Below are 26746 nucleotides of genomic sequence, written 5' to 3'. Positions count from 1 at the left end.
ATGGTCCAAGGGCAATCGTGCCACGATGACGGATTGAGGCTCGTGCAAAACTCAGACAAGGCGCTCTCGCAAGCCGACTATGAAGCGCTTGCAACATTGCGGTATACGTTGCGACGATTTATGGATTTCAGCACGTCCGCTGCGCAGTCGGCGGGAGTGCCGCCACAGCAGCATCAAGCATTGTTGGCAATCAAGGGACATCCGGGTGGGGCGCCTATGACCATCGGCATGCTCGCGGAGCGGCTGATGATTGTGCCCCATGCAGCAACCGAATTGGTCGGACGACTGGTCGAAGCTGGATATGTCGCCCGTCAGATCGATCCAGGCGACAGGCGACGGCAGGTGTTGCATCTGACCGAAAAGTCCGAGGAGGTTCTCGTTCGCTTGAGTGCAATTCACCTGCGGGAAATCAGGGAATTGGCGCCGGACCTGATCGAGATTCTGGGCCGGCTGCAGAAAGACGTAGGCTGACCGCGATCGTGTTCGGGGTCAGCGGCAAACTCTTGTCCGAGTCACCATTTCTCCAGATGCGCGCCGCCATCAACGTGCAGCGCCTCCCCGGTTACACGGGGAGCATCGCATTTGCGCCAATCGTAATCTTTTGACCAATGGCTGGCGAGTTTCCGAACTGTATTGAACTGCACTCCTTGCGTCGGATCTGCGACCAACTCCTTTTCCGGCCAGCGGGTTGCGGCGATGCGTCGGCGAAGGTCGGTGAGCTCATGCTGCGGGTATTGACCTTGAAGGGGCGGATCTGATCGCCTTGAGCCGTCGCCAAGACATTTCACCGGAGGAAGCTCATGGCCCCACCTGCAACTGCGGCTGCAAGAAGTTCGCGCCGTATGGAGTCTCTGTCTGGCATGACGTCTTCCTGAGTTCACAATTTGATCCACCGTGAATTCACGTAGACGGTGCGCGCGCGCCAAATCTGTTGCACGATGGTATCGGCAATGCCCCCTGGAGCTGGTTTGCCTCATGTGCGGTCGATGCGAACCGATACCAGAGGACAATAGACGGGTGCATCGGCTTGACGCATGCTCTCACATGCGCGCGGAAGCGCGGCCATTTCAAAGCGGAGCAGGGGACGGGGACTGCCGTTCCGCGCGCATTCAAGATAAACGCAGGCTCACCACGTTGCAGCGATAGCCAGAACTCAAGGAGGTCCAGATGACCAGTACTCCGGAGCCCAGCAAAGCAGCGGTCCAGTCCGCGACACCGCGGCCGGCAGACATGAAGCTTGAGATTGTCGTCATCCCTGTTTCGGACGTCGAGCGCGCCAAGCGCTTTTACGGTGGCCTGGGGTGGAGGCTTGACGCCGACTTCGACAACAATAGTGACTTTCGGGTTATCCAATTTACGCCGCCTGGCTCCGGCTGCTCGATCATCTTCGGCAAGAACGTCACTGCGGAAGCGCCGGGCTCGGTCCAGGGACTGTACCTGATCGTCTCCGACATAGAGGCATCCCGCAAGGACTTGCTTGGCCGCGGCGTGAAGGTCAGCGAGCTGTTCCATGACGCCGGCGGTGTGTATGTCGGCCCTGATGAACCCTACCTGTTCGGGCGGCTCCGGGTTGGTGGTCGGGATCCGGAGCGCCGCAGCTACCGCTCCTTCGCCTCGTTCAGCGATCCGGACGGCAACGGCTGGTTTTTTCAGGAACTCACCGAGCGATTGCCCGGACGCGTCGACGCAGACGGTACGACATTCAACTCATCGACCGAGCTTGCCAAAGCGCTCCTACGTGCCGCGACAGCGCATGGCGAGCACGAGAAGCGCAACGGCGGCAAACATGATGAGGGCTGGCCGGACTGGTATGCCGAGTACATCGTAAACGAGCAGGCCGGGAAGCCGCTGCCGCTATGACCAGCTCCGATACGGATTGAGGCGGCGATTGTCGAAGGGACCTTCCAGTATCCAGCCAGGGCCCGGACGCCACTTCGCTTGGGTATTGGCACGGCACGATCCAGGCCTCAGCGCTGGGAACCGATACCAAGGCATAGTATACTTTGGGTTTAGGACGGCTACGGACGTGGATATCGGCCGTCTGTCAGGGGAGGCACTCGGCAAGGCACGCTCGATCTCGCATGCGCCGCCAAAGTGACAAGCCTCGGTGCGCTGACCGCCTTGATCGCGCATCGCGCCAGCCACTGCCGGGAATTGTCACCAACGCCGGCACCTGCCCGCGAGCAATGGTCAGCACGAACGCCTTCTCCGAATATTACAAGCACGAAGGGAGGCTCAGCGGCGTTGGGCGGGATCGGGTCAAAGGATATGGCCAGAATTCAGCGAGGCTCATGAACCTCGAGCAAGCCCTCGTGTCGGTTATCGACGATGACGTAGTCGGTGCGCGAATCTTTGCCGGACGTGCTGAGGGCGTTCGGCCACAACGTCGAAACCTTCGCCCGCGCCGAGAGTTCCTGGCATCAAAAAGCGTCCTCACATCCGAATGCCTGATTCTTGACATCGCTATGCCGGGGATGACCGGACCCGCTATGCAGCGCGAACTCGCGCGTCGCGGTCTACGGACGCTGATCATCTTCATCATGGCCCTAAAAGACGAGACCGTCCGCCTCCACCCCATGGGAACAGGGGGGCGGTCGAGTGCTGTTCAAGCCATTCAGCGGTGCCGCCCTGCAGCAGGCGCTTAATGCGGGGTGCTGCATGCCTCAGGCACCCTGAGGAGAATCGCCGAGATACATACGGATTTGGCGACGAGGCGAGGTCGGCTATGCTGCACGTTGTCCATCCTCGGCAATGTTGGCCGATGCTTACTTAAAAAGAAGTGGGGTGTCGGCGCGCTGGTACAGCGCGCCGATGGCTATTTGTTATGCAATTTGAACTGGCGATAGTCGGCTGTCGGCAATCCGCCCCAACCCCAGTTATCGAAATCGACTTCTTCGATCACGACGTAGGTCGATTCGAGGGGCTTGTGCAATACATCGAGAGCCACCCCACGCGACAGCATTGGCATGACTGACGTAGAGAGTTCAAGCTTTTCGCCTGAATGGCTATCAATCGGCAGACAGCCTCCCGAATCGCGGCATAATCACGGAAGGGTATTTGCACCGGCTGCCATACGGGCAAATTCGGCGCGCAGTCTGGGTGTGGCGAAGTCAACAAAGGCGCGCACCTTCGGAACGGAGATGCGGCCTTGCGGCGTCAAAAGGGAAACGGGAAGGGGAGAAGGCTCGGCATCCGCGAGGACGATTTTCAAACGACCGTCCTTCACATATTGGGCAACATGATAAGAGTACAGTCTCGTCACGCCCAAGCCGGCGAGCGTCGAGGCCACGGCCGCACGCACGCTGTTGACCACCAGCCTGGGTGAAAACTGGACGGTGCGCGGGATATGCGATCGGTTCGCAGGCGTAAAATTCCATGAGTCGAGGCCGAAATTGGTGAACGCCACGATCTTATGCTTTGCCAAGTCCGATGGTTCGGCAATCACGGGATGATCGGCAAGATAGCGTGGAGAGGCGACGACGACGCGCCGCACGTCGCCCCCAATTCGCGTGGATATTAGCGAGGAGTCCGGCAATTCTCCAATTCTGAGAGCTAGATCGACGCCTTCGTCGACCAGGTTGACAGCTCGATCCAGAAGGAGAAGCCGCGCAGACACGGTCGGGTGCAGCTCAAGAAAGTCATCCAAAATCGGGCGAAGGACCTCCTCCCCACTGATTGGAGGAGCCGACAACGTCAATGTTCCGGAAGGCGAAGACAGCTCACCGGCCGCAAGCATGTCTGCCTCGTCCAACTCGGCGAGCACCCGCCGGCAGGCGGTCGCATATCTATCGCCGGCCTCGCTTAGCCGAAGCGAACGGGTGGTGCGGTGGAGCAGTTCCACGCCGACGTGAGATTCCAAAAAGGCAATCGCGCGGCTCACGGCCGTCGGGGATCTTTTGAGCGTCCTGCTGGCGCCCGCCAGACTGCCTTCGTCAAGGGCTGCGATGAATACCTTCATTGCGTCGATACGATCCATTGCTTCACCGATTTTCGGGACAATTGACGGTTAGGTTAGCCTTTCACTACAAGATCAGCAACGATCGCCGGCTGTTTTCGGCTCAGAGGCCAAAGGATGGTCATGACACCATAGAGGAACGCGCCCGCCACGAGCGTCGAAGCTGCGATTTCCAGGGCGATATCAAAACCGCCTGCCAACCGAGATGCCGGGGCTAAACACCTGGACAAAATTTGACCTTCTACAAGCAGGTTACGCCTATCTTCCGGAGACGAAGCGCTGACATTCCTGTCACTTCGGCTCAAGGCGTCGAGGGCAAGCAAATCTTGCGGCTCTCTCGCGCGACGTTTGAGGGGGCGCAACTCTGTTTGTTGGCACCTTTCGTCCCCATATGCGTTGCAAAACCATCGTTGTCGGTGGATAAGGCTCGGACGAGCCGGAGATATCATGACTATTGCAGCCCATCAGACTTTGCAGCCGGCGAAAGGCATGCGGAGCCTTCTCGTACCCATCGTCGGATCGGTCGGCGTCGTCTATGGCGACATCGGGACCAGCCCGCTCTACGCTTTTCGCGAAGCGCTCCGTCCTTTCGCACATGATGGCGTCAGCCGTGGGGAAATCATCGGCCTGATTTCATTGATGCTTTGGACACTCACGATCATCGTGACGTTCAAATACGTGCTCTTTCTGCTCCGCGCCGATAACGACGGAGAGGGCGGAACGCTGGCGCTTTTGGCGTTGCTGATGAAGAAGACCAGCCGCTACACGGCGATCCTGTTCTTTGCCGGGATCATCGGCGCCGCACTCTTCATCGGCGATGCGATGATCACCCCGGCGCTTTCGGTATTGTCTGCGGTCGAGGGCCTCAGGCTGGTGACGCCGACCTTTTCGCCCTACGTCGTTCCAATAGCTGTGGCGATCATGATCCTTCTTTTCATCGTGCAGTCGAGGGGAACGGCGGCCGTTTCGAAGTTCTTCGGCCCGATAACACTTCTTTGGTTCGCCGTCATGGGCGTTGCGGGTGCGATCCACATCGGCGACGCGCCGTCGATTCTCCAGGCACTAAACCCTCTGCACGCCTTCAAGTTCATCATCCATGCGGGGTTTGCCGGCCTTGTCATCCTTGGCGCGGTCTTCCTGACGGTGACGGGAGCCGAGGCGCTTTACGCCGACCTCGGGCATTTCGGCCGGAAGCCCATTCAGGCCGCCTGGTTCTTCGTGGTCTTTCCGGCACTCGCGCTCAACTATCTCGGCCAAGGCGCTTTTGTTCTGCATAACCGGGATGGCGCATCAGATCCGTTCTTCCTGATGTTTCCCGACTGGGCGTTGCTTCCGGTCGTCATCCTTGCGACCGCGGCGACAATCATTGCCAGCCAGGCAGTCATAACGGGCGCCTTTTCGCTGGCGCGCCAGGCCATCCACCTTGGCCTGCTGCCGCGCCTCGAAATATGCTTCACCTCTGAAACCAATACCGGTCAGATCTATCTCCCGAGCGTCAACACCGTACTTTTCATCGGCGTGCTGGCTCTGATCTTCTTCTTCAAGAGCTCGGAGTCGCTTGCAACGGCATATGGTATCTCCGTGACCGGCGCGATGGTCGTCACGACGCTGCTCGCCTTTCAATTCGTCCGGATGGTCTGGCACTGGTCGCTGTTGACTGCGCTCGCCGCTCTGTTGCCGCTACTGCTGCTTGAATGCGTTTTCCTTGGCGCCAACATGCTGAAGATTCACGATGGCGGATATGTGCCTGTCATGATCGCCGGAACCCTGATGGTGCTGATGTGGACGTGGAAGAAGGGGACGCTTCTTTTGAAGCAGAAGGCGGCACGCAACGACATTCCGTTGGCCCAATTCGTCGGTTCGATCGAGCGCGTCAGCAACCATTCGCCGGTGGCTGTGCCCGGAACCGCTGTCTTCCTGACCAGCTTTCCCGATCTGACACCCAGTGTGCTGCTACATAATCTCAAGCACAACCACAATCTGCATGCCCAGAACGTCATCCTGACGATCAAGACCATGCCGCGGCCGACAGTGCCTGAAAGCGAGCGTTACGTCATCCAGTCGATCTCGAAGCGCTTCATCAAGCTGGAGCTGCGGTTCGGGTTCATGGACACTCAGAACGTCTCCAAGGCCCTCAGTCTCTGTCGCCGGGACGGGTTCAAGTTCGATATCATGTCCACGTCCTTCTATATCGGGCGGCGTAAGCTCGTAGCCGATCCGAACTCAGGAATGCCGCACTGGCAGGACAGGCTGTTCATCGGAATGTCAGCCTTCGCCATCGATCCGAGCGACCACTTCCACCTCCCAAGCAACCGGGTCGTGGAAATCGGCGAGCAGGTCGTCATCTAGCTCCCGGATATGATCCTCGACGTCGCGCGCGGACAACCGCGAGCGCGTCAACAGAAGCCGTTCAGCTTCAGCAATTTGTGGGCTTCGATCGCGGCGCGCAGCTGCTCTTCGGAGCCTCGGTCGCCATCGTTTGCATCCGGATGATGCATCTTCACCAGATCCTTGTAGCGGCTTTTGATTTCGTCAGGCGTCGCAGCGGCGGACAAACCCAGGGTTTCGAATGCCTTGGCTTCAAGGGTTTTCAGCTTTCGCGTCTGCGGAGCAAAGCGGGAACCGGCGCTTCGTCTCGCCGGTCGCCTCGGATCCTGTGGCTGCGCATGTGCGCCGGAGCGCACTTGCGACTGGCTCGGGCTATCGCGAGCGGCCTTGTTGACACCCATGCTCCAGGTCGGACGGTTGCCAGTCGCGGCTTCCTTCTGGTAACGCGCGATCTCGCCGTCCGAGAGTCCGGACAGGTAGTTGTAACCCTTGTTGTATTCCTTCACGTGCTCGAGGCAGAAGAGAAAGAACTCTCCTTCCGCATCGCGCCCCACCGGTGCGCGGTGCTGGCCCTTGTTGTCGCAGCCGTCCCATTGGCACCTGGGCCCCGAGTCGTCGGGCTGGTTGGCCGGCTTTTTGCGTTTCGTGCGAATACTGTCGAATATTTTTGAATCAAGTCCCATGCGGCTATTATGCAGGTGCGAAGCGATCACAACAAGAATTGACAAATGGAAAGGTTACAGGCTTTTGGTAGCCCGCTTTTTTGTGCTTCGGATTCTCGCTTCTCAACCGATCACCCGCAGCTTTTCCCATTCGCCGTTGAGATCGCGATAGCCGGCGCCTGGATGCGGCGCGGCAAGGCGCGGTCCTTGGCCGAATAGCTTTTCACGTAACGTTCCCTGCCGATAATCGGTTTTGTAGACGCCCCGCTTCTGCAACTCGGGCACCAAAAGGTCGACGGCGTCCTCGAAGCTGTCAGGCGTCACGGCATAGGCGAGGTTGAAGCCGTCGACGTCGGTATCCTCCACCCATTCCTGGAGAAGATCGGCGACCGTCTGCGGCGAACCGACGAAAACAGGGCCGAAGCCGCCGATACCGACCCAATCCGCCATTTCACGCACGGTCCAGACCTTGTCGGGGTCGATGGTCGTGAAGGTTTCGACGGCCGATTGCACCGCGTTGGTGTAGCGGTGACGGAGTGGCTCGTCGGGGGCGAACTGGCCAAAGTCGATGCCGGTCCAGCCGGAGATCAGCGTCAGGGCGCCTTCATAGGAAACATATTTGCGATATTCGTCGAACTTCTTCTTCGCCTCTGCGTCCGTTTCTCCGAGGATAACGGTCTGCAGGTTGAAGGCGAGGATTTCGCGCGGATTGCGGCCGACGCGCTCTGCAGCCTCGCGGACGTTGGCCACATAGCGCCTGAGAACCGGCTTCGAAGGGGCTGCCACGAAAATACATTCCGCATGGGCTCCGGCAAAGTCCTTGCCGCGGCTTGAGGCGCCTGCCTGATAAAGCACCGGTGTTCTTTGCGGCGACGGTTCGCTGAGATGAATGCCGGGGACGCTGAAATGCTTGCCGGAATGACCGATCGGGTGAACTTTTTCGGGATGCGTGAAGATGCCCGTCTCGCGGTCGCGAACGACGGCGCCGTCTTCCCAGCTTCCCTCCCAGAGCTTGTAGCAGACTTCGAGATATTCCTCGGCAAGATCATAACGATCGTCATGCTTGGACTGCGCCGACTGGCCGATATTGAGAGCGCCGCTGTTGAGGTAGGAGGTGACGATGTTCCAGCCCACGCGTCCCTTGGTCAGGTGATCGAGCGTCGAGATGCGGCGGGCAAAGGTGTAGGGGTGTTCGAAGGACAGGGAGGCGGTCAGCCCGAACCCCAGATGCTCGGTCACATATGACATCGTCGGAATGAGCTGCAGCGGATCGTTGACCGGAACCTGCGCCGAGTGGCGCAGTGCGGCGTCGACATTGCCGTTCAGCACGTCATAGACGCCGAGCACGTCAGCGATGAACAGGCCATCGAACTTGCCGCGCTCGAGCGTCTTTGCCAGATGAACCCAATAGTCGAGATCCTTGTATTTCCACGACTGGTCGCGCGGATGCGTCCATAGTCCGGGCGACTGGTGTCCAACGCAATTCATGTCGAATGCATTCAGCCTGATCTCACGGCTCATTTTTTCTTCCTTTTAATTGTGTTGTCCGGTGGTGCAGGGACAAGCCTTTGTCAGGCGTTACTGCGGCCAAGGCCGTAGGTGAGGGCAAGTGCTCCGACGAGTACGGCGCCCTTGACGAAATCCTGTGTGTAGTAAGGCGCATTCAGCATCGTCAGGCCGTTGAGCAGCACGCCGACGAAGACAGCGCCAACGATCGTGCCGAGCACGTTCGGGCGACGGAGGCCAAGAACCGCGTAGCCGATAAGCGAGGCTGCGACTGCGTCCATCAGCAACGAGCCGCCCGAAGACACATCGCCGCGGCCGACGCGTGCGGCAATGATGATCCCGCCGAGAGAGGCAAGCGTGCCCGAGATGACATAGGCGAGCGTCTTCAGCCTCACGGTCGAGGCGCCGGCCAGCCGTGTCGCAACCTCGTTGCCTCCGGTCGCAAAAAGCAGGCGACCGATGCGGGTCTTCTCGGTGAGAACGAACAGCGCCACGGCGACGAGCAGCATCAGCACCACGGAGACCGGAACGGTGCCGAAGAGACTGTAGCGGCCGATCAGCAGGAAATGCGGATCGTAGGCGCCCGTAGCCTTCGATCCATCCGGCAGGCTCAGGCCTGCCGAAATCGACCGGCCGGCGGTCGGGATCAACTGCAGCCCCGAGAGCAGGAACATCATCGACAGGGTCGCCAGAAGATCCGGCACCCTGAGGCGGACGATCAGGAATGCGTTGAGGAGGCCGACGACCGCGCCAAAAGCGAGGACCAGCGGCACGGTCTCATAGACGTCGAGCTTCCAGACGATCATGCTGTAACTCGCGGCCATGACGCTCGAAGCTGCGACTGCGCCGATCGACAGATCGAAGCCACCGACCGCCAGCGTTACCGTCACCCCGGCGCCGAGGATGGCCACCACCGACACCGCCTGCAGGATGCTCATCAGGTTGTTGAGGTTGATGAAGGCCGGCTGGGCGAGCGCGAAGATAACGGCGAGGACTGCAAGAAGAACGAAGACCGCGCCCGACCGCAGGATTGCCGTAGCACCGCCCAGCCAGCGCGCCGCGCGATCGTCGACGATCAAAATGCCGGGCTGCTTTTTCGCTACCGGGAAGTCTTCGGTGTCTGCGGTGGTCATGCTGTCAATTCCTCGAATACAGATGCGACGGCGCCACTTGCAGCATCCGCAATGCCGTGCCGGTCGATGACAATGATGCGGTCGGCGACTTCGATTGCCTCTTCAGGGTCGGATGTGGCAATCAGCGCGGCGCGGTCGGTGCGGCGACGGATTGCCTGGATGATGTCGTGCCTGGCGCCGACGTCGACGCCCTGGAACGGTTCGTCGAGCAGCAGAAGCCGGCTCGGTTCGGCTTCCCAGCGGGCGAGTACAACCTTCTGCTGGTTGCCGCCCGATAGCGTCCAGATCGATGCGAGCGGTCCAGGCGCCTTGATGTGCAGTCGTTCGATCGCCCTTTCGGCCTCGCGCCTTTCGCGATCACCGAACAGAAAGCCGTGGCGATACCACTTGGCGAGGTGAGGAAGGCTGATCGTCGCCGCCAGCGAGTTTCCGGGCCAGGAAGGCGGCATCAGGGACGAGCGGTGCCGATCTTCGGCGGCCATGGCTACTCCGGCAGCAATGGCATCGGCTGCACTTTTCGGGCGATGCGGTCTGCCGTCGAGAACCATTGTCCCCGCGAGCAGCGGAATAGTGCCGAAAATGGCCGAGAGCAGGCGGCTCTTGCCGGCTCCAAGCACACCGGTGATAGCGACCACCTCGCCTTCATGCACCGAGAGGTCGAAAAGTTCGCTGCTCGGCAGCAGGCGCGCGCCACGCATCTCGAAGATCGGCGCTCCCTGGGCCTGCCTTGCGCCAGGCCGCGCCGATTGCAGCTTGCGGCCGATCATCGTTTCGATCGCCTGGGAAAAATCGATGGGACGTGCAAAGGCACCGACAACCGCGCCGCCGCGCATGACCAGTGCCCGGTCGGCAATGGCTTCCAGATCGGCGGTGCGATGGGAAATATAGAGGATGGCGAGCCCATTCCGGCGCAGCCGCAACAGGACTTCGAACAGCCGACGGCTCTCGTCGGCGGATAGGCTCGCGGTTGGTTCGTCAAGAATGAGCAGGTCTGCCTTGTTGGCAAGCGCGCGGGCGATAGCGACCAGCTGCCTGTCAGCGGCCGGGATATCACCGAAGTCACGATCAAGCGGCAATTCGAAACCGACCGCATCCAGTATCGCCTGGGCTTGACGGCGAATTCCCCTGCGGGAAACGAAGAACGGTTGACCGCGATCGGCGAAGCGATTGAGCAACAGCGCATCGGCAACCGTCAAACCCGGCGCGCCAACCAGATCAGTGGATTGGTGCACGGTGACGACACCCGCCGCCGCCGCCTCGGCCGGGCTACCTGGGGCAAACGGATTGCCTTTCAGAGTGACAGTACCGCCGTCGGCGGAAAGCACGCCGGAGAGGATCTTCACCAATGTCGATTTGCCGGCACCATTTGCACCCATCAACGCCACGATCTCGCCGCGCTCGACCGTCAGCGATGCGGCATCGAGCGCACGGGTCTGCTCGAAGCTGCGGCTGAGATTGTCGACATGGAGCAATGGCATATTGGTAGGCGCCCGTTTAAACATTAATGTCTATATATTTTGTCAGATATGATTGCGGCACGATAGCTGGGGAGGGAGAACGGCTTTGCGAAGTCAGGGACGTGGGGACAATATCGTTGCGGCAGACGGCGCGATTGCAGAATTTCTGCGCCAGAGCCAAGGTGACAATGGGCGCGGATTTGGCCGGATCTGACCGTGTTCGGGCAAAGCTTTGCTGCCCGTTGCCTATCCACAGAATAAAGAATCCCGGCGGACGGCAAAAAACGAACCAAACAATCTACTAATTTGATGGATATTATATCTAATGGAGAAGGCGTCGCGAAGGCGATTATTCGGTCTGTCGGACGACGCGCTCGATAGACTTTAAGAAGGAACATGATCATGAAACATCTCGCCCGGCTTGCAGCGTCAGCAGCCTTCATTCCCTTTCTTTTCTCGCAGGTCGCCTTGGCTGACGGTATTGCTGGAGCTCCTGCACCCTTCGACAAGGGCGGCGTCAAGCTCGCATTGATCAGCTACATCTCGGCCGGCGACTTCTTCCAGGCCTACCAGGCCGGCGCAGAGGCCCAGGCAAAGGCGCTTGGCATTGATCTTCGCGTCTTTCCGGGCCGACAGGATGCCTCGGAGCAGCGTGAACAGATCCTCCAGGCCGTCAATCTCGGCGTCAGTGGCATCGTTATCGACCATGGCCTGCCGGAATCCCTGACCGACGTTGTCCAGCAGGCGCTGGACAAGGGCGTCAAAGTGGTGGCCTTCGACGTCAACCTCAACAATCCCAAGATACCGCAGGTCGAACAGAGCGACCACGAACTGGCGCAGCTCGCGCTCGATCAGGTCGTCAAGGAAAATGGCAAGAGCTTCAGTGCCGGCTATGTGTATGTAGCCGGCTTTGCGCCGTTGGATCGCAGAAACGAAATCTGGGACAAGTTCAAGGCTGACAATTCGGGTGTCGTCGAGAAGGCGCGCTTCGGTAACGTCAGCGACACCACCGCGGCCACGACCGCCGACCAGGCGAAGGCGGCGCTGACCGCCAATCCTGACATCAAGGTCGTCTTTGCGCCCTACGACGAATTCGCGCGCGGCGTGAAGTTGGCCGCCGGCGATCTCGGCATCGCGGACAAGATCAAGATCTATTCCGCCGATGTCTCGACGGCCGACATCCAGGAAATCACCGAGGATGGCAGCCCCTGGGTCGCAACAGTCGCCACCAACCCGGCCGTGGTCGGCGCGGTCTCCATCCGCGCTGCAGCGCTCGAGGTCGCGGGCCAGACGGTGCCGCACCAGATTACGGTGAAGCCGACGCTTCTCACCCAGGAGAGCCTGCGGGCCGCCGGCGTGAAAACGATCGAGGATCTTGCGGCCAAGGTTCCGGCCTTCAACACCAGCGACGCGGCAACCGCAAGCTGGATCCCGCAGAAGCTGTTCTGACGCGTAAGGCGGAGGCGATGGTCGACGCCGTCGCTCCGCCTGCCACTCGATACAATGCGAGAAATACACTGGAGTTTGATATGAGCATCTCGAATGTCATTTTTGCCGCCAGCCATGGCGTCGGGCGGGATGACCTGTTTCTAAGGGCGCACGAGATTTCGGCATCCTTCACGGAGCGCGCCGCCGAACTGGATCGGGACGGGCTGCCGCCCCTACCAGAGATCGTGCGGCTGAAAAATACCGGATTGCTGAACGCGCTGCATTCACCCGAGATCGGTGGCGGCGGGCTGGACTGGGTCGACGCCCTGCGTCTGGTGCGGATCATCGCGCGTGGTGAAAGCTCTCTCGGCCAGCTTCTCGGCTATCACTTCGTCAATAGCCAGTACATCTACTGGGCGCTGAAGGACCAGGCGCGGGCCCATGCGCTGGGTGTGGACACCGTATCGCGAAATCTCTATTGGGGCGCCGCCGTCAACCCGCGTGATCCAGGCTTGGAGCTCACCCCGCGTGGCAATGGCTTTGTATTGAACGGCCGCAAGTCCTTCTCAACAGCCGCGCGCGTATCCGATTACATCAATGCCAATGCATTGCTGGATGGCAAAATTGCCAGCTTCGCCGTGCCCACCGATCGGCCCGGCTACGTTGCCAACAACGACTGGGACAATATCGGCCAGCGGCTGTCCGACAGCGGCAGCGTCGAGTTTCGTGACTTCCCCGTCTATGAGGAGGATTTTTTCGCGGCTCCGGATGAAGCGCCGCCGGTGCTTGCGACATTCAACACGCCGTTGATCCAGCTCGTCTTCGTCAATTTCTATCTCGGCGCTGCTGAAGGTGCCCTTGCCGCGGCCGTCGACTATGTTCGCACCACAACGCGTCCCTGGATAACCTCCGGTGTCGAACGGGCATCCGACGATCCCTATATCCTCGAGCGCGTCGGCGAATTCACCGCGTCGCTGAAGGCATCCGCCGCACTTGCCGACAGCGCGGCTGCAACGGTGCAGGCGGCTCTTTCCCGCGGTCACAATGTTACGGCCCGCGAGCGCGGGGAAGCGGCTGCCGAGGCCTACGCCGCGAAAGTCAATGCCACGCATGTTTCGCTCGACATTACCTCTCGCGTCTTCGAACTGACCGGCGCGCGTTCAACGGCATCAAAGTATGGATTCGATCGCTTCTGGCGGAATGTCAGAACCCACACGCTGCACGACCCGGTCTTCTACAAGGCAAAGGAAGTCGGGGAGTTCGTGCTCAACGGCAAGATCCCCGAGGTCAGCCTCTACAGCTGACAAGCCAGGTAGGAGAAATCAAAACCCCCGTTCCTTGTCGAGGAACGGGGGTCTTCTTTTGGCAACGAAAGTCAGAGCGCGCCGTTTTTTGGCGGCCGGACATCGTTCAGATGATAGTTGCCGACCACATGATACTTCCAGCGAACGGGGTCGTGCAGCGTGTGCGTGCGTGCGTTGCGCCAGTGACGGTCAAGATTGAGCCCGATCCGCGTTGAGGACGTGCCGGCAAGTTCGAACAGCGTGCTTGAGGCCTCAAGAGCAATCTCCGTCGTCAATACCTTGGCCGCGGCGACGGCAAGCGTCGCGTCGACGACCTTGGCCTCCGTCGGATCGATCTGGGCGAGGTCCACTTTCCGTCCGGCGCGTTCGACCATCGCCGAGGCTGCCTCGAGACGGATGGCGATCTGCCCGATCTTGGTGATCGTCAATGGGTCATCCGATGCGCGCTCGACGCCGCTGTCCATCCATGGACGGGCTTGTGTCTTGACGAAGATCAGGGTCTCGCCAAAGGCGGCGCGGGCAATTCCGAGATCGACGCCCGCATGAATGATCTGGCCGACCGAGCCGATCGTTGATGGCCGTTCGAAGCCCTTGTGATGGTGGACGACCGCATCGGCATTGACGTAGACATTGTTGAGAATGGTCGTGCCGCTGCCGGTCGTGCGCTGCCCGAAGCCGTCCCAGTCGTCGACGATCTCGATGCCTTCGGCACCCTTTGCGACGAAGGACATGGTCAGACGGTCCTCTGCGTCGACGGCAAAGACCGTCACCCAGTCCGCAAAGAGCACACCGGTGGAATAGAACTTGCGGCCGTTGATCCGATAGCCGAGCCCCTCACGCGAAATGCGGGTGTTGTATTGGCCGACGGTCTTCGTTCCCTTCTCGGAAAGCGCATTGCCGAACCTGTCGCCCGCTAGCACCCGTTCGAAGAAGTATCGCTTCTGTTCTTCGCTGCCGTCGGTGCGCAGGGCCTCCAGGATATAAAAATGGTTCTGCGGAATCTGGCCGATCGACGCATCGCCTTCGGCAAGGATCGCCGTGATCTCGGCCAGCACCGCGTTGGAGACGTCGAGCCCGCCATATTCGGACGGCACGGTAATTGCCAGAAGGCCGGATTGCGACAGCGCGTCGAGCTCGTCGAAAGGCAGGGTCCGATCCAGATCGCGCGCGCTTGCCGTCTTTGCGAAATCTGCCGAAAGGCGCTTTGCTATATCGAGGGCCTCGTCGTCACTTTGAATGACGTGCACCTCGCGTTTCTCTTGTTTGAGCCTAACTATATTTTCCATGAAAAACTTTCCCGATCTTTTGGACCTATGAGACTACGACGGCGTCAGCTCTTGCCCTTCCACGGCACCAGCCAGGTCTCGAGCGATCGCATCACCAGCGTGAAAGCGAAGGCACAAAGCGCAATGATGCCAATGCCGACGAAAACGACATCGGTCGCCAAAAACTGCGATGCCGACATGATCATGAAACCGATGCCGCGCGTGGCAGCGATCAATTCGGCGGCCACCAGCGTTCCCCAACCGACTCCAAGCGCGATGCGGATTCCGGTGAGGATCTCAGGCAGGGCAGATGGAAGCACAATGTCGAAGAACAGGTTCCAGCGGCTTGCGCCAAGCGACAACGCAGCGTTGACACGCTCGATCGGCAATGCCCGCACACCGGACTGCGCCGAAAGGCAGATCGGCGCGAACATGGCGAGGACCAGAAGCGTAATCTTCGAAGTTTCGCCGATACCGAGCCAGATGATCATCAAGGGAAGGTAGGCAAGCGGCGGCAGCGGCCAGTAGAACTCAATGGGCGTATCGAGCACACCCTTGGCCCAGCGGTTGAGCCCCATGGCAAGGCCGACCGGAATCCCGAGCGAACAGGCAATCAGCGCCGCTGATAGAATCCGGAACAGACTGGCAGAGACATGTTCCCACAGCGAGGCGCCTGCATAGCCGTCATGATAGAAAGCGATTGCCTGGGTCAGCACTTCCTCGGGCGTCGGCAGAAAGAGGTGGGCGACGAAGCCGGATCTCGCCACTGCCCACCATGCCACCAAAAGCACGATGCCGGTGATGATGCTGATCGATGACGTCGATTTCTCGCCGATGCCGAAACCGCGCATCTTCACGAGGCGCTTGGCGACAGGTTGCGATATGCGAACGTCTACGTCGCCTCTTGCAAGATCGGTCATTCGGCCGCACTCCTGAAGTCCTCTGAGCTGTGAACGATGGCGCGGATTTCCTCGCGCAAGTTGGCGAACTCGGGTGACGCCTTGATTTCGCGGGCATCGCGGTTCTTTGCAAATCTCTTGACGAAATCGAGGTCGAAGCGGGCAACGATCCTGCCGGGTCGAGGCGACATGACAATCACCTGCGTGCCGAGAAACAGGGCTTCCTCGATTGAATGGGTGATGAAGAAGATGCGCTTGCCGGTCCTGTCCCAGACGGAAACCAGCAGTTCCTGCATCTGCTCGCGGGTGAGGCTGTCGAGCGCTCCGAACGGCTCGTCCATCAAAAGAATATCGGGATCGGTCGCAAGCGCACGGGCGATGCCGACCCGCTGCCGCATGCCGCCGGACAGCTCGAAAGGCATCGCATTGGAGAAATCTGCAAGGCCCACAAGCTGAAGCAGCGCCTGCGAACGGTCGCGCCGCTCGGACCGGCCGACGCCAGCAAACTTCAATCCAAGCGCCACGTTGTCCAGCACCGATTTCCAAGGGAGCAGCGTATCCTTCTGGAAGACGACGCCGCGGTCGGCACCCGGAGCAACGATCGGCCGACCGTCGAGGGTAATCGAGCCTTCCGAAAGCGGAAGGAAGCCAGCGATCGCGTTCAGAAGGGTAGATTTGCCACAGCCGGATGCGCCGAGGGCAACGACAAAACTTTGGTCGGGAATGTCGAGCGACACTCTATCCAAGGCATGCACCGTTCGTCCGTCGCGCGCGGCGAAATAGACACTTGCACGTTCGACTTTCAACATGTGTGGTCAATCCATAAATCGTCCCGCGCCGCAATTGTATGCGAACGCGGGACTGTTTTATCGTCAGTTGCTCGGCGCGACGACCGCGTCCGGGGTGACGAAGGCGGCATAGCTTGGGAGAACTTCGGAAACCTTGCCCTGCTCCTTTAGGAAGGTTGCCGTGTCCTTGAGGATCTTCGCAGCGCCCGATTTCTCGCCGCCGCCGAGCCAGGCGTCGGAGGCCTGCACCTCAGGCGTCAGGAGCGTGAGGTTCTTAAGGGCGGCGGACTGCTGCTCCGGCGTGCCGCCGAGCGTCTTGGCAAGCAGCTTGGCGTTGTCGCTATCCGGACCCCAGGCTGCCTTGTCGCTGTCGAACGAGGCGTAGTATTTGTTGATGACGCCAGCAAACTTCTTCAGGAACTCCGGATCCTTCGAAGCAAAGCTTGCGGCAGAGACCCAGGCAGAGAATGTCGGAGCACCCTTGTCGGCAACTTCCTTGGAGGTGATCAGTACCTTGCCGTTCTTCTTAAGTTCGGTCAGTGCCGGGTCCCAGACGAACCCGCCATCGATGTCGCCGCGGTTGAAACCGGCAACGATCTGCGGCTGCGGAATGGCGAAAACCTGAACATCCTTTTCTGTCAGGCCCAGGCTCTTGATCAGCGCCAGGAGCTGGTAGTGGTCCGTGGAGACGGGTGCCGCGGCCAGCTTCTTGCCCTTGAGGTCGGCAAGCGTCTCGATGCCGGACCCATTGCGGACCACCAAGGCTTCGTCGATCCCCGAAATCGAGGAGAGATAGAAGGCCTTCACGTCAAGCCCGCGCGACGTCGCCGCAGCGAAGGGGCTGGAGCCGACATATCCGATCTGCACGTCGCCCGAAGCGATTGCCGCGAAGATATCGGCGCCGGAATTGAACTTGCGGAAGTCGATGTCGTAGCCGGTGGCCTTTGCGAAATCGCCGTTGCCGATCGCGACCGAGGAGGGCAGGGCGTCGGTCTGGTACCCGACGACGACCTTCTTATCAGCAGCATCGGCTGTGAAAGCGGCAGCGAATGATAGCGCGCCGAACAGGCCCGCGAGCAGTGTCTTTTGGAGTTTCATGATCCGTCCCTATCGTTGATGCCGAGACTGGCTCTCGAGCCTTGTTCATCGTCCGCTCTGTAAAGCGTCAATGACGGCAACCTAAGGAGCGCAAAACTCTTTTGACAGTTAAAACCATCTATTTTATCGACTACTGGCGGAATTCCGTACTTTTGTGTTTGTGCGGATAAGACGAAACCGGCCGACGTCAGGTTCTCACGAGAATTGTGTTTGCAAAGGCTTTGGCGAACCTGGCCCTATCGATCGGGAAGACCTTTGCGCGATCTACAATAAGTCCAACGTCCGGGAAATTGCCCGCGCCCCAAACCGCCGCTTGCGATGGCCCTCCGGATTTTCAAGCTCCGGCGCTAGAATTTTGACGACGGAGAATGGTGTCGTCTTGTCCGTCAACGCAACAGACAGCACAGAGGCGATGCCGGCATTTCTAAGGTGATCAAGGGTGTGGGCCAGCAATGCCGGTGCGCCGCGAGCGCTGGGTTCTAACCCGGTGAAAGCCTTAGTGGGCGCGGATGAAAGCAGGTGTCTTGTTTCCCCCGATAAGGGGCGTTGAAAGGTGTCGGGATGAATGTCATCCCGAGCCCCGCTGATAAAGGTCAACCTCGCCTGCGCCGCCTCGGTTATGGCACGAATGACTGCCTGAACGGGATCGGGATGCGTTCCGCTGCCGTGCGTCACGTCGAGATAGCGCGGCTGCCTGATTTCCATGATATTGGCCGGCGCCAGCAGCGCCGAATAGCAAGGTATGCCGATGTCGCTGGTGATGTCGAACAACCGGAGGACCAGACCGGCGCGCGCCACACGTTCCGTAAGCTGTGCCACCACATCCTCATCAAGCGACAACGGGTCGATGCCGCAGGCGATGCGGCCGGCGTCCGACATCACCTGCCAAAGTATATAGGCGTCACGCTCGATCCGCTCGAGCACGGCGTGAAGATTGGCTTCGTCGATGGTATTGCCGGATGCCAGCCCGTCCGACGACTGCCAGAAACGCGCCTGAGAAGCGGTCGCATCCAGAACCACTGCATCGAAGGGAACAAGTGTCTCGCGGCCGGTGATGAGATTAAGCCCTGCCACCCATTCCAGCTGATCGTCGGGGCGGATATCGTCCTGCCCGTGAGCGACGAGACAATTCAACGTCTCAACCGTTCGGCCGGCATGCGCCAATTCCCGCCAGCTTGCCCTGTTGGTGGGTACTTCTGGACGCCCGGCAACCGCCCGCTCAAGTGCCTCCATGGCAGCGGACACCTTGGCGTCGATGTCGGTGATACCTTTGCCCTGGTTGATCACGATCGACTTCGCATTGGGCGCAACGGCATTCCATACCGGGATGCCGAGGCTATCCAGCGTCGTCAACCGAGACAGTCTTGTGATCCCGAAATTCTGCAGCAACGGTTCTATCCGCAGCAGAGTCTCCTCTGGCGAGCACGCGCGATCCGAATAGGCTGACGACGCACCTGCTGCGTCGTCAGATTGCATTTCCATCGATTCAACCGACGAACTGACCGGAAGCAACGGCCTCCTTCGAGCTCACAACAATTGCGAGATCGACGCCCTTGGTGATGGTTGCCCCGGCATGGCGCAGCTTGTGTGCCTCAGCGAGCGCGCCGCCTTTTGCGGGTGGTAGCTTTGTAACCGTCCCGGCGCCGAGGTCGGCAAGCCAGAGTTCGGTTTCGCCGGGAATGCCAATTACGACTACCTTTGCCATTACAATGCCCTTTCGTTTCAGATTGCGGTTTAAAATCCTGCCTTCAGCAAGCCTTCACGGTAGTGATCCTTCTGCCACTGCTCCTTGATCGGAACGATGGACAACCATTCGTCGACGTCGAATTCCGGATAGCTCTCACGAACTTTCCGGACGAATGAACGAGCCTTTTTTTGATTGCCCAGCATCGCCCAGCTAGCGGCCGACAGTCTGCCGGCAGGCTCGCCATTCTGCATCCTGGCGACCGAGGCCAGAGCCTGCTCGTAGCGCCCGAGATAGTAGTTCGCGCCCGCTGCGGTCCAGTGATAGAGGTCCGGGCAGAGAGGATTAAGGTCGATTGCCTGCTCGATCTTTTCCAATCCTTGCGCCGGCAGCGAAGCATGAACAAGCGTGTCGGCGTGGTCGGCGATGACGTCGGCATAGTGCGGGCTCAAGGTCTCGGCGAGTTGGAGGGCGGCGGCGCTTTCATCGAAATCGCCAAGAAAGAGCTTGGTAACTCCGAGCTCGCGGTAGCCGGCGGCCAAGTCCTGCCCCGCTGCAATGGCGTGATTGGCGTGGGTCTCCGAAAGCCTCAGATGCTCGATGTCCCCACGGGCCGTCAACAGCCATTCCCTGGAATGAGTTCGCGCCAGACCGCTGAGAGCCGGGGCGAAATACTGGCTCTCCTGCAGGGCTGCGCGAAATTCCCTACGGGCCCGTCGAATGTCTGGAAGCGTCAGGTTCTGCAGATAGTGCTGGCCGAGGAGATAGTGATGATATGCGGCGGGGTTCTGCTCGAAGTATTCCCGCGCCAGTTCGTTGCGTTGAACTTCATTTACGACGCCCGCCGCCACTCGACGGGCGATTTCGCGGCGCTGAATGGGAAGCTCGCTGCTCTTCAGGCTGAAGCGCTCGGCCCAGACAACCTCGTCATTTGCGATATGGATAAGCTGGGCGAACAGCGAGGTCTCATCGCCGCCGCTCAATCGGGTATCCAGGAAATACGAGATCGAATGCTGCTTGATAAGCGCCATCTTATCCGCATGCCGGCTGATCTGCGCGGAGGTGAAGGGCGCCACCACGCGTAGCGTGCGCGCCGCCGAAAGGCCGATCGTGATGTCCTGTATCAAAAGTTCCGCCATCGCCGACGGGCTTGAAATCCGCCCGATATCGGCAGGCGGCAACAGTGCGACACGTGGAATCAGCTGCTTTGCCAGCGGGTCGACCGCAGTGTCTGGGGGAATTGCCAACCGATTTGTCGCCACGCTCGGCCGAGCCTCGGGATATCGCTTCTCGTAAACCCGCCGGGCGACTTCAAGTGCATGAGCATCCGGGGTCAGAGAAAGAGTGCCCCAGATCGCGCTCTTCCTGCGCTCGAATATCTTGCGGAGCGCATCAACTTCACCATCGGCCTCATAGGCATCCACCAATAGCTGGTGGATGTTTTCGCCGTCGGGATTTATTCGCAGCAGGCACAGTACGGCCTCCTTGATCAAGGCCCTGTCGTCAACCGTTGCAGCAGGGGATAGGGACTCCTCCACCGACCGTAGCAGCAGGCCGGTATGCCGGGCCCTTTCCTGTTCTATCCATTCGCTGAAAGCCGCAGTCTGAAATTCAAGGCTCTCGAGGAACACGTGCCGCAGCAGCCGCACCAAGCTGTCGATCCGCTTTATCGGACTATCGGGCTCGATGCGGGCGAGCTCGGCCAGATCGCTATCGAGTGCGCTCCGATCGAGGCTAATGGCGGTTGGTGTGAATTTCAGGAATTCGACCCCAATCTCGGCCTGTCGGATCAACACTCTTGATATCGTCTTGCGCAGATTGACGAGCGAAATGCTGTGATCCTCGCTTTCCCACAGCATGCGCGCGGCGTTGCCTCGGGAGACGTCCTCGCGATTGGTCGCCAGCAGGTAGCAGATCAGAAGCAGACCCTTGACGGGAAAGCCGACCGGTTCCCCCCTAGTGTCAACGAGCCGCAGCTCACCGAATGTTGCCAGCCTGAAAGTCATCTACTCTCCGCCCCGTCTCACAGTCATTCTATGCAGAATATGAATCGAATAATTCAACGTACCGGCGTGTAGAGCTTTCGCCCACACCTGCCGTCGACAGGCGACGTGAAGGAAAAGCTAACGCCGCGTTTCGCGGTCTTTTGTTGCAAACAAAGCTTTGATCATAGGCGACATTATGCCGGTCATCGTTAGCGCTTGCGCCTTGTCCTGTTCGAAAAAGTAGCTCGGGGACACAGAAAGAACCTTTGAGGCGGCAAGCAGTTTACTAGGGCCGATCGGCTCTTCGCCGATTTCATACTTATGAAGCTGGCTGACTGAAGTGCCAATTTGTTCGGCAAACCACTCTGGCGTCAGATCCGCCAGCAATCGCCGCATTCGCACTCGCGACCCGATATGTACGTCGATAGGGCTGGGCGCGCAAATCGTCATGATCCTCTCCCAACTCGAAGCGATGCGATACTCTTAATTATGTAAATGAAATATGCAACCGAAAGCGATCCACCGCGGGGTTGGTGTAATATCCCGGTGCCAAGTCGAGTTCTAGCCGGTGGGGAGAGGGCGGTCTCAGTCGCGGAAATGCGTCGTCCACATCGTCGTCGCCTCGAAGATCCAGCCGGACGGGGGGTCGGCTCGCTTATCCGGCGCCTCGACCACGGCAGCGATGAGTTGCTGGGCATCCGCCAATTTCTGATTGACGCTGTTTGCCTTCAAAAGCGTAAGGAGTTCCGCGGCTCGGCCGGGTTCCATGTCTCCGGCAGCCGATAGAATGCTTTTGTAAGTTCGGTCTTTGAAAAATATTGAGTGGGCAGCGCCCAGCACCTGTCGATATTCTGCTTGCGTGATGCGGTTTGTTTCCAGGTTCAAGTCAAGCGTTGCCCTGACATTTGCCAATGGTTCGCTGAGCGGTAGAAAGCCGAGCCCGGCGGGTGCGTGTGATTGCGCGATTTCGGCGTCGTCTTCTACCACACCGCTGATGAGATCCTCATAGATCTTGCCAAGGCCGACCATACCGAAGGGCGCGCACTCGGCTGCTCTCAGCGCGCCCATGCTCGCCGCGCCGTAGACGTGGACACCTTTCGAAAGCGCGAACAATATTTCCTTGTGCCAGACGGCGGGGACCTGCTCGTAGACACCATCTATCAGCCCGATCACATTCGCGCCTTCCTGCACCGCCTGATAAACGTCCCCCTGCCGCGCCGGCGCGCGCAGGTAGAACACTACCTCCGCTGGTAGGTCGGTACCATGGAGCGTCGGCCCGCCGAAAATCACCTTCATCGCGAATTCAATGTCCTCTGCAAGGTCTACGTGCTCGAACAACTGCCTGCCTTTTCTACCGGGTTTTTATCTCGGAGTGCAAAGGTTGGTACGTGATCAACTTTCCCCGGCGGCCATTTCTGGTTCACCTTCGCAAGGTGGGTTGCCTTCCGTCGCCGCGGAAGTTGACTTTCCATTCTAAATTGCAGAGGCTTTAAGCCGAGGAGTGAGGAGCGCAGCAGAACTGTGCCGGGTACGCCTCGTCGTAGAAGAAGAGGAGAAGATGGTTCGCCGCTCGAAGCTATCCAGGACTACAACTATGACTTGAGTGAAAACCTCCACACTTTGAAAAGTGACGGGATCGTTGGGCTCAAAAAGGCGTTTTCTCGGGCTTGCTGAGCGCATGCGTGAAGACATGATGGCGGCATTCTGGTCTGCGATCCAGCGTCCGGGCGGCGCCGTTGGCCGAGGGCCTCGTCGCTGGTACGTCGAGATCCATCCGCAGGATTTTTCCGGCTTCGTTGAGCTTGTGACCCACCCATGGGTCGTGGCCATGTGTGAAGGCGTGCTGGGCAAGGACTACCAGATCGTCGAGATCGGTTTCGATGTTCCGTTTCAGGGCGCGAAATACCAACCCTGGCATCGCGACTTTCCGTCTCCCACGGATACCTATGTCGAGCGGCGGATAACCTCGCTTGCCTTCAATCTCAGCGGTGTGGACGTCACGGAAAACATCGGGCCGTTCGAGATCGCGCCGGGAACGCAGTGGGAGAACGGTCGCAAATGGAAGCAGGAGATGTTTCCTCCAAAGGAGATATGGCCCCAATTCCAGTCGCTCGCCACGCGCAAGTTCCCGCAGCTCGGGGACATATCCTGCCGCTCGGCCCTGACGATCCATCGCGGCACGGAGCACGGCTCGCCGATCGCCCGTCCGGTTATGGTGTTGGGCGTCGTTTCGCCCGGCGCCGGACATGCCGAACTGCACGATATGATGATCACTCAGGACTATTTCGATGCGCTTCCAGCGGCCGTCAAGGAGCATCTGGTGTGCAGTATTTCCGAGGTGTTGATACCGGTCACGCAGAAGCACGACATCGAAGGTCTGGTGATGGGTGCCGATCCGCAGTGAGCGACGTCGACGATCGTCGGAATGAGCGATGCATGGGGCTCGCCATGCTCTTGCGAACAGGGGGTCAGCGAGCCCCGCGCCATCATCATGATGGATATGCCGTCATGAGCTTCGACGAGACATCGGGAAAGCCTATGTCATGGCTGGCTTATGTCGGCGCCGGTTGGAGCCTGGCGCTCATCCTAGGACATCCGCCAGGCCCCTTTTGCCGTCCGCACGAGGGCACGCATCAGACGGCATGCCTTATTGGCAGTCGCATGAGACGCCGTCTTGGGTGATCGGAAATACAAGCTACAGAAAGTTAATATCCACAACGGCTGATCCGAAACGGTACAAACTGCCCTTAAAAAGGACGGACTTGCCGCCAGCAGAAAGACCGCTATTTACGCGCCTTACCTACAACGGATACAACGTCAGTTCGCCAGAAGGGTCTGGCGATCGAAAAATTTGGAGAAGCCGACATGGCGACTGGTACAGTGAAATGGTTCAACTCGACGAAGGGCTTCGGCTTCATTCAGCCTGACGACGGCAGCACGGACGTTTTCGTCCACGTCTCGGCGGTAGAACGCGCTGGCATGCGCGGCTTGAACGACGGCCAGAAGATCACCTACGAATTGGTGAAGGACCGCAAGTCCGGCAAGATGTCGGCCGACAACCTTCAGGCATAAAACTCAACGGCGGCCTTTCCGGTGAGAAGAGAGGTCGCCGTCGTTTGGCGTCGGGCAGTTTGCCGGCGGTTTTCCGACTTGCGCTCATATTCTAATTGGCGAATGTCAGCCGTATCACGCAACGGCTGTCTTTCCCCGTTGGAAATCAGATGAGGGCGGTTGCAGACGAATAACGTCCGCGCTGATTGATGACGCCTTCAACAAAGCCGCCACCTCCGTCGTCAGCACGCTTGCGGTGGTTGAAAACCGCGCGCCGTAGTCCGCACATCCACGAGCCAGTGCTGGCCAGGCAAAGCTCAGCTGCGACGCCGTCTTCCCGCTCCGGACAGCACCAAGCTACCGCAGCTTCGGCCACCCTTGCGCCCAAGGGTCACACCATCGCCCGACGCCGTCGTCAATGTCTTCGTGATAGATTATCGACCAGCAAACTCAAGACGCACGTATAGGACCGTTGCAGGCCGCAACGATCCTCACATGTACCGCGCTAGTCATTCTGTCCGAGGCTGATCAGCCTATGCGCGGGATTCGCGCGCCGGAAGAACCTTCTTCTTAGGGCCCGGAAGCAGGCCTTCACGCTGAAGCTGCTTGCGAGCGAGCTTGCGATGGCGGGCAATGCCCTCGGCCTTTTCGCGTGCACGCTTTTCCGACGGCTTCTCGTAGGCCATGCGGGCCTTGATTTCCCGGAACAGACCCTCGCGCTGCATGCGCTTCTTGAGGACGCGAAGCGCCTGGTCGATGTTGTTGTCTCGCACTAGAACTTGCAAAGATGTATCCTTTTTTGTCGTGATCCGCGGTCGCGCGGCGACCACCTAGCATTCAAATCGGTGTTAGTTGTCTCGGCAGCTAGACGACTTTAAGCCAGGGCGCGCACCAACTATGGGGAGCTTCCCGGCCAATATTAACGCTGCATATCCGAGCGCAATTGTCTTGCTGGCACGCGTCCTATCACATCGGTACGATTTTCCCATAGAAAAACGCAAAAATCTCGATTTTGTCCGCGGTTGCTTCAAAAATTTGCGACCCGCACTCAAATCGAGGGTCTTTGACCGTGTCAGCCGAGGCTCAAATAGGGCTCTACGCGCCACATTGCTGCCGGTCGCCTCGAGGATCGGGTGCGACCTGGCGTGGATGCGACTGCATTGAGACGTGGCCCGAGTCGGGCTCGACGGCGGTAGCGTTCATTCGTTTGGCCAGAAAGCGCTCGATGCACATTTTATGCACGTCGCGGGCATTGAACGGTTCTGCACACAGACGCGGTCTTATCATGGATCAAATTTTGAGACACGAGCGAACCCGCCGTCCGACTATCACGAAGAGTTTCGTTATCATTATCACTGGTTTGACGTATCAGAGCAGTCGGGCCCGAAGGAGGATTAAGTTTATGAAAGCCATTGGCAAGGGCATGCGGACGGCGACCATAACAGTCGCCGCGTGTTTGGCAGCCTTGTGCGCCACAGGCACATCATCGGTCTCGGCTCAGACAATCATCGAAGACTGGAGCAAGGTAACCCCTCCGGCTCCGCCAGAGCTAAAGCCCGTAGCGGTCGACGCTCCAAGCACCGCCCTCCTGCTTCTTGATTTCAACGGCGCGCAGGATCCAACCAAGGGGCCGTGCAACGCCAAGACCAAACCTCGCTGCCTAGCCTCCGTGCCCAAGGTTCAAAAGCTGCTCGCAGACGCCCGGGCCAAAGGTGTGTTCGTCGTATATAGTCTTGGCGGCGCAGGCACGCCGCAAGACATCGCGACCGATATCGCGCCACTGGCGAACGATCCGGTCGTAAAGTCCGGCCCAAACAAATTCGTCGGCACAAATCTCGATAAACTTCTGGACGACAAGGGAATAAAGACCGTCATTGTCACGGGCACCGGATCGGAAGGTGCCGTTCTTGACACAGCGACCGATGCCGCGCTGAGGAAGGGAATGAATATCATCGTTCCGGTCGACGGGATGTCTTCGACAGAGCTCTATGCCGAGCAATACGTTGCCTGGCATCTGACCCACGCTCCGGGTGTTTCCGCCAAGGTCACGCTGACGAAAATCGAGATGATTAAGTTCTAAACGGGGACCGGGAAACGGCTGGGCCTCTCGGCAGCCGAGCCTTAAGCGAGGTGGAGGCGCACAGCTGCGGGTGTCCATTGGGCGCCCGATCCGTGATAATTGTCACCAAAATTAATATTTTAT

The 26746-nt window shown here is 59.4% G+C and carries 24 protein-coding genes and 1 pseudogene; 8 read left to right on the top strand and 17 right to left on the bottom strand.

Features of this window, described 5'->3' with window-relative positions; genetic code table 11:
* The first annotated feature begins 120 nt into the window (after nt 1-120).
* Nucleotides 121-471, top strand: coding sequence for a MarR family winged helix-turn-helix transcriptional regulator (locus CPY51_RS04750; protein WP_420820667.1), 351 nt, complete (start codon nt 121-123; stop codon nt 469-471).
* 41 nt (nt 472-512) lie between these two features.
* Here CPY51_RS04750 and CPY51_RS33140 read toward each other — a convergent pair whose 3' ends face one another.
* On the bottom strand, nt 513-977 hold the full coding sequence (locus CPY51_RS33140; RefSeq protein ID WP_244598444.1) for an epoxide hydrolase N-terminal domain-containing protein: 465 nt from the start codon (nt 975-977) through the stop codon (nt 513-515).
* A gap of 190 nt (nt 978-1167) precedes the next feature.
* Between CPY51_RS33140 and CPY51_RS04740 the strand changes: the two genes are divergently transcribed.
* Complete coding sequence (locus CPY51_RS04740) at nt 1168-1860, top strand: VOC family protein (RefSeq protein WP_111158890.1); 693 nt, start codon at nt 1168-1170, stop codon at nt 1858-1860.
* A gap of 955 nt (nt 1861-2815) precedes the next feature.
* Here CPY51_RS04740 and CPY51_RS04730 read toward each other — a convergent pair.
* Both CPY51_RS04730 and CPY51_RS04725 read right to left on the bottom strand, forming a co-directional pair.
* A pseudogene (locus CPY51_RS04730) lies at nt 2816-2947 on the bottom strand (tautomerase family protein); the annotation flags it as partial.
* 96 nt (nt 2948-3043) lie between these two features.
* The gene (locus CPY51_RS04725) at nt 3044-3976 is read right to left on the bottom strand and encodes a LysR family transcriptional regulator (RefSeq protein WP_111158888.1); all 933 of its coding nucleotides are present in this window, start codon (nt 3974-3976) and stop codon (nt 3044-3046) included.
* A gap of 426 nt (nt 3977-4402) precedes the next feature.
* Between CPY51_RS04725 and CPY51_RS04720 the strand changes: the two genes are divergently transcribed.
* Nucleotides 4403-6304, top strand: coding sequence for a potassium transporter Kup (locus CPY51_RS04720; RefSeq protein ID WP_111158887.1), 1902 nt, complete (start codon nt 4403-4405; stop codon nt 6302-6304).
* Nucleotides 6305-6351: 47 nt separating this feature from the next.
* Here CPY51_RS04720 and CPY51_RS04715 read toward each other — a convergent pair whose 3' ends face one another.
* The 4 genes from CPY51_RS04715 to CPY51_RS04700 form a co-directional block, all read right to left on the bottom strand.
* Nucleotides 6352-6966 (bottom strand): J domain-containing protein, encoded by a 615-nt coding sequence (locus CPY51_RS04715; protein WP_111158886.1) that lies wholly within the window; start codon nt 6964-6966, stop codon nt 6352-6354.
* A 102-nt stretch (nt 6967-7068) separates the two neighbouring features.
* The gene (locus CPY51_RS04710) at nt 7069-8466 is read right to left on the bottom strand and encodes an LLM class flavin-dependent oxidoreductase (RefSeq protein ID WP_111158885.1); all 1398 of its coding nucleotides are present in this window, start codon (nt 8464-8466) and stop codon (nt 7069-7071) included.
* Between the two features lie 50 nt (nt 8467-8516).
* Entirely contained in the window at nt 8517-9584 is a 1068-nt protein-coding gene (locus CPY51_RS04705; protein WP_111158884.1) for an ABC transporter permease, read from the bottom strand.
* Nucleotides 9581-11062, bottom strand: coding sequence for a sugar ABC transporter ATP-binding protein (locus tag CPY51_RS04700; protein WP_111158883.1), 1482 nt, complete (start codon nt 11060-11062; stop codon nt 9581-9583). Before CPY51_RS04700 ends, CPY51_RS04705 begins: the two co-directional genes overlap by 4 nt.
* Nucleotides 11063-11443: 381 nt before the next feature.
* Here CPY51_RS04700 and CPY51_RS04695 point away from each other — a divergent pair, with 381 nt between their 5' ends.
* Nucleotides 11444-12490, top strand: coding sequence for a substrate-binding domain-containing protein (locus CPY51_RS04695; protein ID WP_111158882.1), 1047 nt, complete (start codon nt 11444-11446; stop codon nt 12488-12490).
* 80 nt (nt 12491-12570) lie between these two features.
* On the top strand, nt 12571-13773 hold the full coding sequence (locus CPY51_RS04690) for an acyl-CoA dehydrogenase family protein (protein ID WP_111158920.1): 1203 nt from the start codon (nt 12571-12573) through the stop codon (nt 13771-13773).
* 71 nt (nt 13774-13844) lie between these two features.
* On the opposite strand, the gene CPY51_RS04685 is transcribed toward CPY51_RS04690, so the two are convergent.
* The 9 genes from CPY51_RS04685 to CPY51_RS04645 all read right to left on the bottom strand — a co-directional run bounded on the left by CPY51_RS04685 (nt 13845) and on the right by CPY51_RS04645 (nt 22788).
* Nucleotides 13845-15059, bottom strand: coding sequence for an SfnB family sulfur acquisition oxidoreductase (locus CPY51_RS04685; protein WP_111158881.1), 1215 nt, complete (start codon nt 15057-15059; stop codon nt 13845-13847).
* A 44-nt stretch (nt 15060-15103) separates the two neighbouring features.
* Nucleotides 15104-15958 carry an ABC transporter permease subunit gene (locus tag CPY51_RS04680; protein WP_111158880.1) on the bottom strand — a complete coding sequence of 285 codons (855 nt, stop codon included), beginning with the start codon at nt 15956-15958 and terminating at the stop codon, nt 15104-15106.
* Nucleotides 15955-16746 carry a taurine ABC transporter ATP-binding protein gene (locus tag CPY51_RS04675; protein WP_111158879.1) on the bottom strand — a complete coding sequence of 264 codons (792 nt, stop codon included), beginning with the start codon at nt 16744-16746 and terminating at the stop codon, nt 15955-15957. The genes CPY51_RS04680 and CPY51_RS04675 overlap by 4 nt, the downstream gene beginning before the upstream one ends.
* Nucleotides 16747-16809: 63 nt before the next feature.
* Nucleotides 16810-17823, bottom strand: coding sequence for a taurine ABC transporter substrate-binding protein (gene tauA, locus CPY51_RS04670; protein WP_111158878.1), 1014 nt, complete (start codon nt 17821-17823; stop codon nt 16810-16812).
* 264 nt (nt 17824-18087) lie between these two features.
* A complete protein-coding gene (locus CPY51_RS04665; RefSeq protein ID WP_111158877.1) occupies nt 18088-19305 on the bottom strand; it encodes a YcaO-like family protein in 1218 nt (405 codons plus the stop codon).
* 4 nt (nt 19306-19309) lie between these two features.
* On the bottom strand, nt 19310-19528 hold the full coding sequence (locus CPY51_RS04660) for a hypothetical protein (RefSeq protein ID WP_111158876.1): 219 nt from the start codon (nt 19526-19528) through the stop codon (nt 19310-19312).
* A gap of 29 nt (nt 19529-19557) precedes the next feature.
* Nucleotides 19558-21513, bottom strand: a complete 1956-nt coding sequence (locus CPY51_RS04655; RefSeq protein WP_111158875.1) for an AfsR/SARP family transcriptional regulator — start codon at nt 21511-21513, stop codon at nt 19558-19560.
* A 117-nt stretch (nt 21514-21630) separates the two neighbouring features.
* Nucleotides 21631-21942: a helix-turn-helix domain-containing protein gene (locus CPY51_RS04650; protein ID WP_111158874.1), complete on the bottom strand. Its 312-nt coding sequence runs from the start codon at nt 21940-21942 to the stop codon at nt 21631-21633.
* A gap of 135 nt (nt 21943-22077) precedes the next feature.
* A complete protein-coding gene (locus CPY51_RS04645) occupies nt 22078-22788 on the bottom strand; it encodes a TfuA-like protein (RefSeq protein WP_111158918.1) in 711 nt (236 codons plus the stop codon).
* Nucleotides 22789-23170: 382 nt separating this feature from the next.
* Here CPY51_RS04645 and CPY51_RS04640 point away from each other — a divergent pair, with 382 nt between their 5' ends.
* Together CPY51_RS04640 and CPY51_RS04635 are read left to right on the top strand one after the other, a co-directional pair.
* Complete coding sequence (locus tag CPY51_RS04640; protein ID WP_244598443.1) at nt 23171-23896, top strand: phytanoyl-CoA dioxygenase family protein; 726 nt, start codon at nt 23171-23173, stop codon at nt 23894-23896.
* A 461-nt stretch (nt 23897-24357) separates the two neighbouring features.
* A complete protein-coding gene (locus CPY51_RS04635) occupies nt 24358-24564 on the top strand; it encodes a cold-shock protein (protein ID WP_111158873.1) in 207 nt (68 codons plus the stop codon).
* Nucleotides 24565-25076: 512 nt separating this feature from the next.
* Here the strand turns inward: CPY51_RS04635 and rpsU are convergent.
* Nucleotides 25077-25328, bottom strand: coding sequence for a 30S ribosomal protein S21 (rpsU, locus tag CPY51_RS04630; RefSeq protein ID WP_111158916.1), 252 nt, complete (start codon nt 25326-25328; stop codon nt 25077-25079).
* Between the two features lie 617 nt (nt 25329-25945).
* On the opposite strand from rpsU, the gene CPY51_RS04625 reads away from it, so the two are divergent.
* Complete coding sequence (locus CPY51_RS04625; RefSeq protein ID WP_111158872.1) at nt 25946-26623, top strand: cysteine hydrolase family protein; 678 nt, start codon at nt 25946-25948, stop codon at nt 26621-26623.
* The last annotated feature ends 123 nt before the right edge of the window (nt 26624-26746 follow it).

Origin of the sequence: Arminella tubonensis, assembly GCF_003240585.1 — a bacterium.
Taxonomy (GTDB): Bacteria; Pseudomonadota; Alphaproteobacteria; order Rhizobiales; family Rhizobiaceae; genus Rhizobium; species Rhizobium tubonense.
Note: the sequence above shows the minus strand (reverse complement) of the source record. Positions and strands in the feature narration are given on the sequence as shown.

Coding starts and splice junctions, on each gene's coding strand:
- CPY51_RS04750 (WP_420820667.1), top strand. CDS start 121: ATGGATTTCAGCACGTCCGCTGCGCAGTCGGCGGGAGTGCCGCCACAG.
- CPY51_RS33140 (WP_244598444.1), bottom strand. CDS start 977: ATGAGGCAAACCAGCTCCAGGGGGCATTGCCGATACCATCGTGCAACA.
- CPY51_RS04740 (WP_111158890.1), top strand. CDS start 1,168: ATGACCAGTACTCCGGAGCCCAGCAAAGCAGCGGTCCAGTCCGCGACA.
- CPY51_RS04725 (WP_111158888.1), bottom strand. CDS start 3,976: ATGGATCGTATCGACGCAATGAAGGTATTCATCGCAGCCCTTGACGAA.
- CPY51_RS04720 (WP_111158887.1), top strand. CDS start 4,403: ATGACTATTGCAGCCCATCAGACTTTGCAGCCGGCGAAAGGCATGCGG.
- CPY51_RS04715 (WP_111158886.1), bottom strand. CDS start 6,966: ATGGGACTTGATTCAAAAATATTCGACAGTATTCGCACGAAACGCAAA.
- CPY51_RS04710 (WP_111158885.1), bottom strand. CDS start 8,466: ATGAGCCGTGAGATCAGGCTGAATGCATTCGACATGAATTGCGTTGGA.
- CPY51_RS04705 (WP_111158884.1), bottom strand. CDS start 9,584: ATGACCACCGCAGACACCGAAGACTTCCCGGTAGCGAAAAAGCAGCCC.
- CPY51_RS04700 (WP_111158883.1), bottom strand. CDS start 11,062: ATGCCATTGCTCCATGTCGACAATCTCAGCCGCAGCTTCGAGCAGACC.
- CPY51_RS04695 (WP_111158882.1), top strand. CDS start 11,444: ATGAAACATCTCGCCCGGCTTGCAGCGTCAGCAGCCTTCATTCCCTTT.
- CPY51_RS04690 (WP_111158920.1), top strand. CDS start 12,571: ATGAGCATCTCGAATGTCATTTTTGCCGCCAGCCATGGCGTCGGGCGG.
- CPY51_RS04685 (WP_111158881.1), bottom strand. CDS start 15,059: ATGGAAAATATAGTTAGGCTCAAACAAGAGAAACGCGAGGTGCACGTC.
- CPY51_RS04680 (WP_111158880.1), bottom strand. CDS start 15,958: ATGACCGATCTTGCAAGAGGCGACGTAGACGTTCGCATATCGCAACCT.
- CPY51_RS04675 (WP_111158879.1), bottom strand. CDS start 16,746: ATGTTGAAAGTCGAACGTGCAAGTGTCTATTTCGCCGCGCGCGACGGA.
- tauA (WP_111158878.1), bottom strand. CDS start 17,823: ATGAAACTCCAAAAGACACTGCTCGCGGGCCTGTTCGGCGCGCTATCA.
- CPY51_RS04665 (WP_111158877.1), bottom strand. CDS start 19,305: ATGGAAATGCAATCTGACGACGCAGCAGGTGCGTCGTCAGCCTATTCG.
- CPY51_RS04660 (WP_111158876.1), bottom strand. CDS start 19,528: ATGGCAAAGGTAGTCGTAATTGGCATTCCCGGCGAAACCGAACTCTGG.
- CPY51_RS04655 (WP_111158875.1), bottom strand. CDS start 21,513: ATGACTTTCAGGCTGGCAACATTCGGTGAGCTGCGGCTCGTTGACACT.
- CPY51_RS04650 (WP_111158874.1), bottom strand. CDS start 21,942: ATGACGATTTGCGCGCCCAGCCCTATCGACGTACATATCGGGTCGCGA.
- CPY51_RS04645 (WP_111158918.1), bottom strand. CDS start 22,788: ATGAAGGTGATTTTCGGCGGGCCGACGCTCCATGGTACCGACCTACCA.
- CPY51_RS04640 (WP_244598443.1), top strand. CDS start 23,171: ATGCGTGAAGACATGATGGCGGCATTCTGGTCTGCGATCCAGCGTCCG.
- CPY51_RS04635 (WP_111158873.1), top strand. CDS start 24,358: ATGGCGACTGGTACAGTGAAATGGTTCAACTCGACGAAGGGCTTCGGC.
- CPY51_RS04625 (WP_111158872.1), top strand. CDS start 25,946: ATGAAAGCCATTGGCAAGGGCATGCGGACGGCGACCATAACAGTCGCC.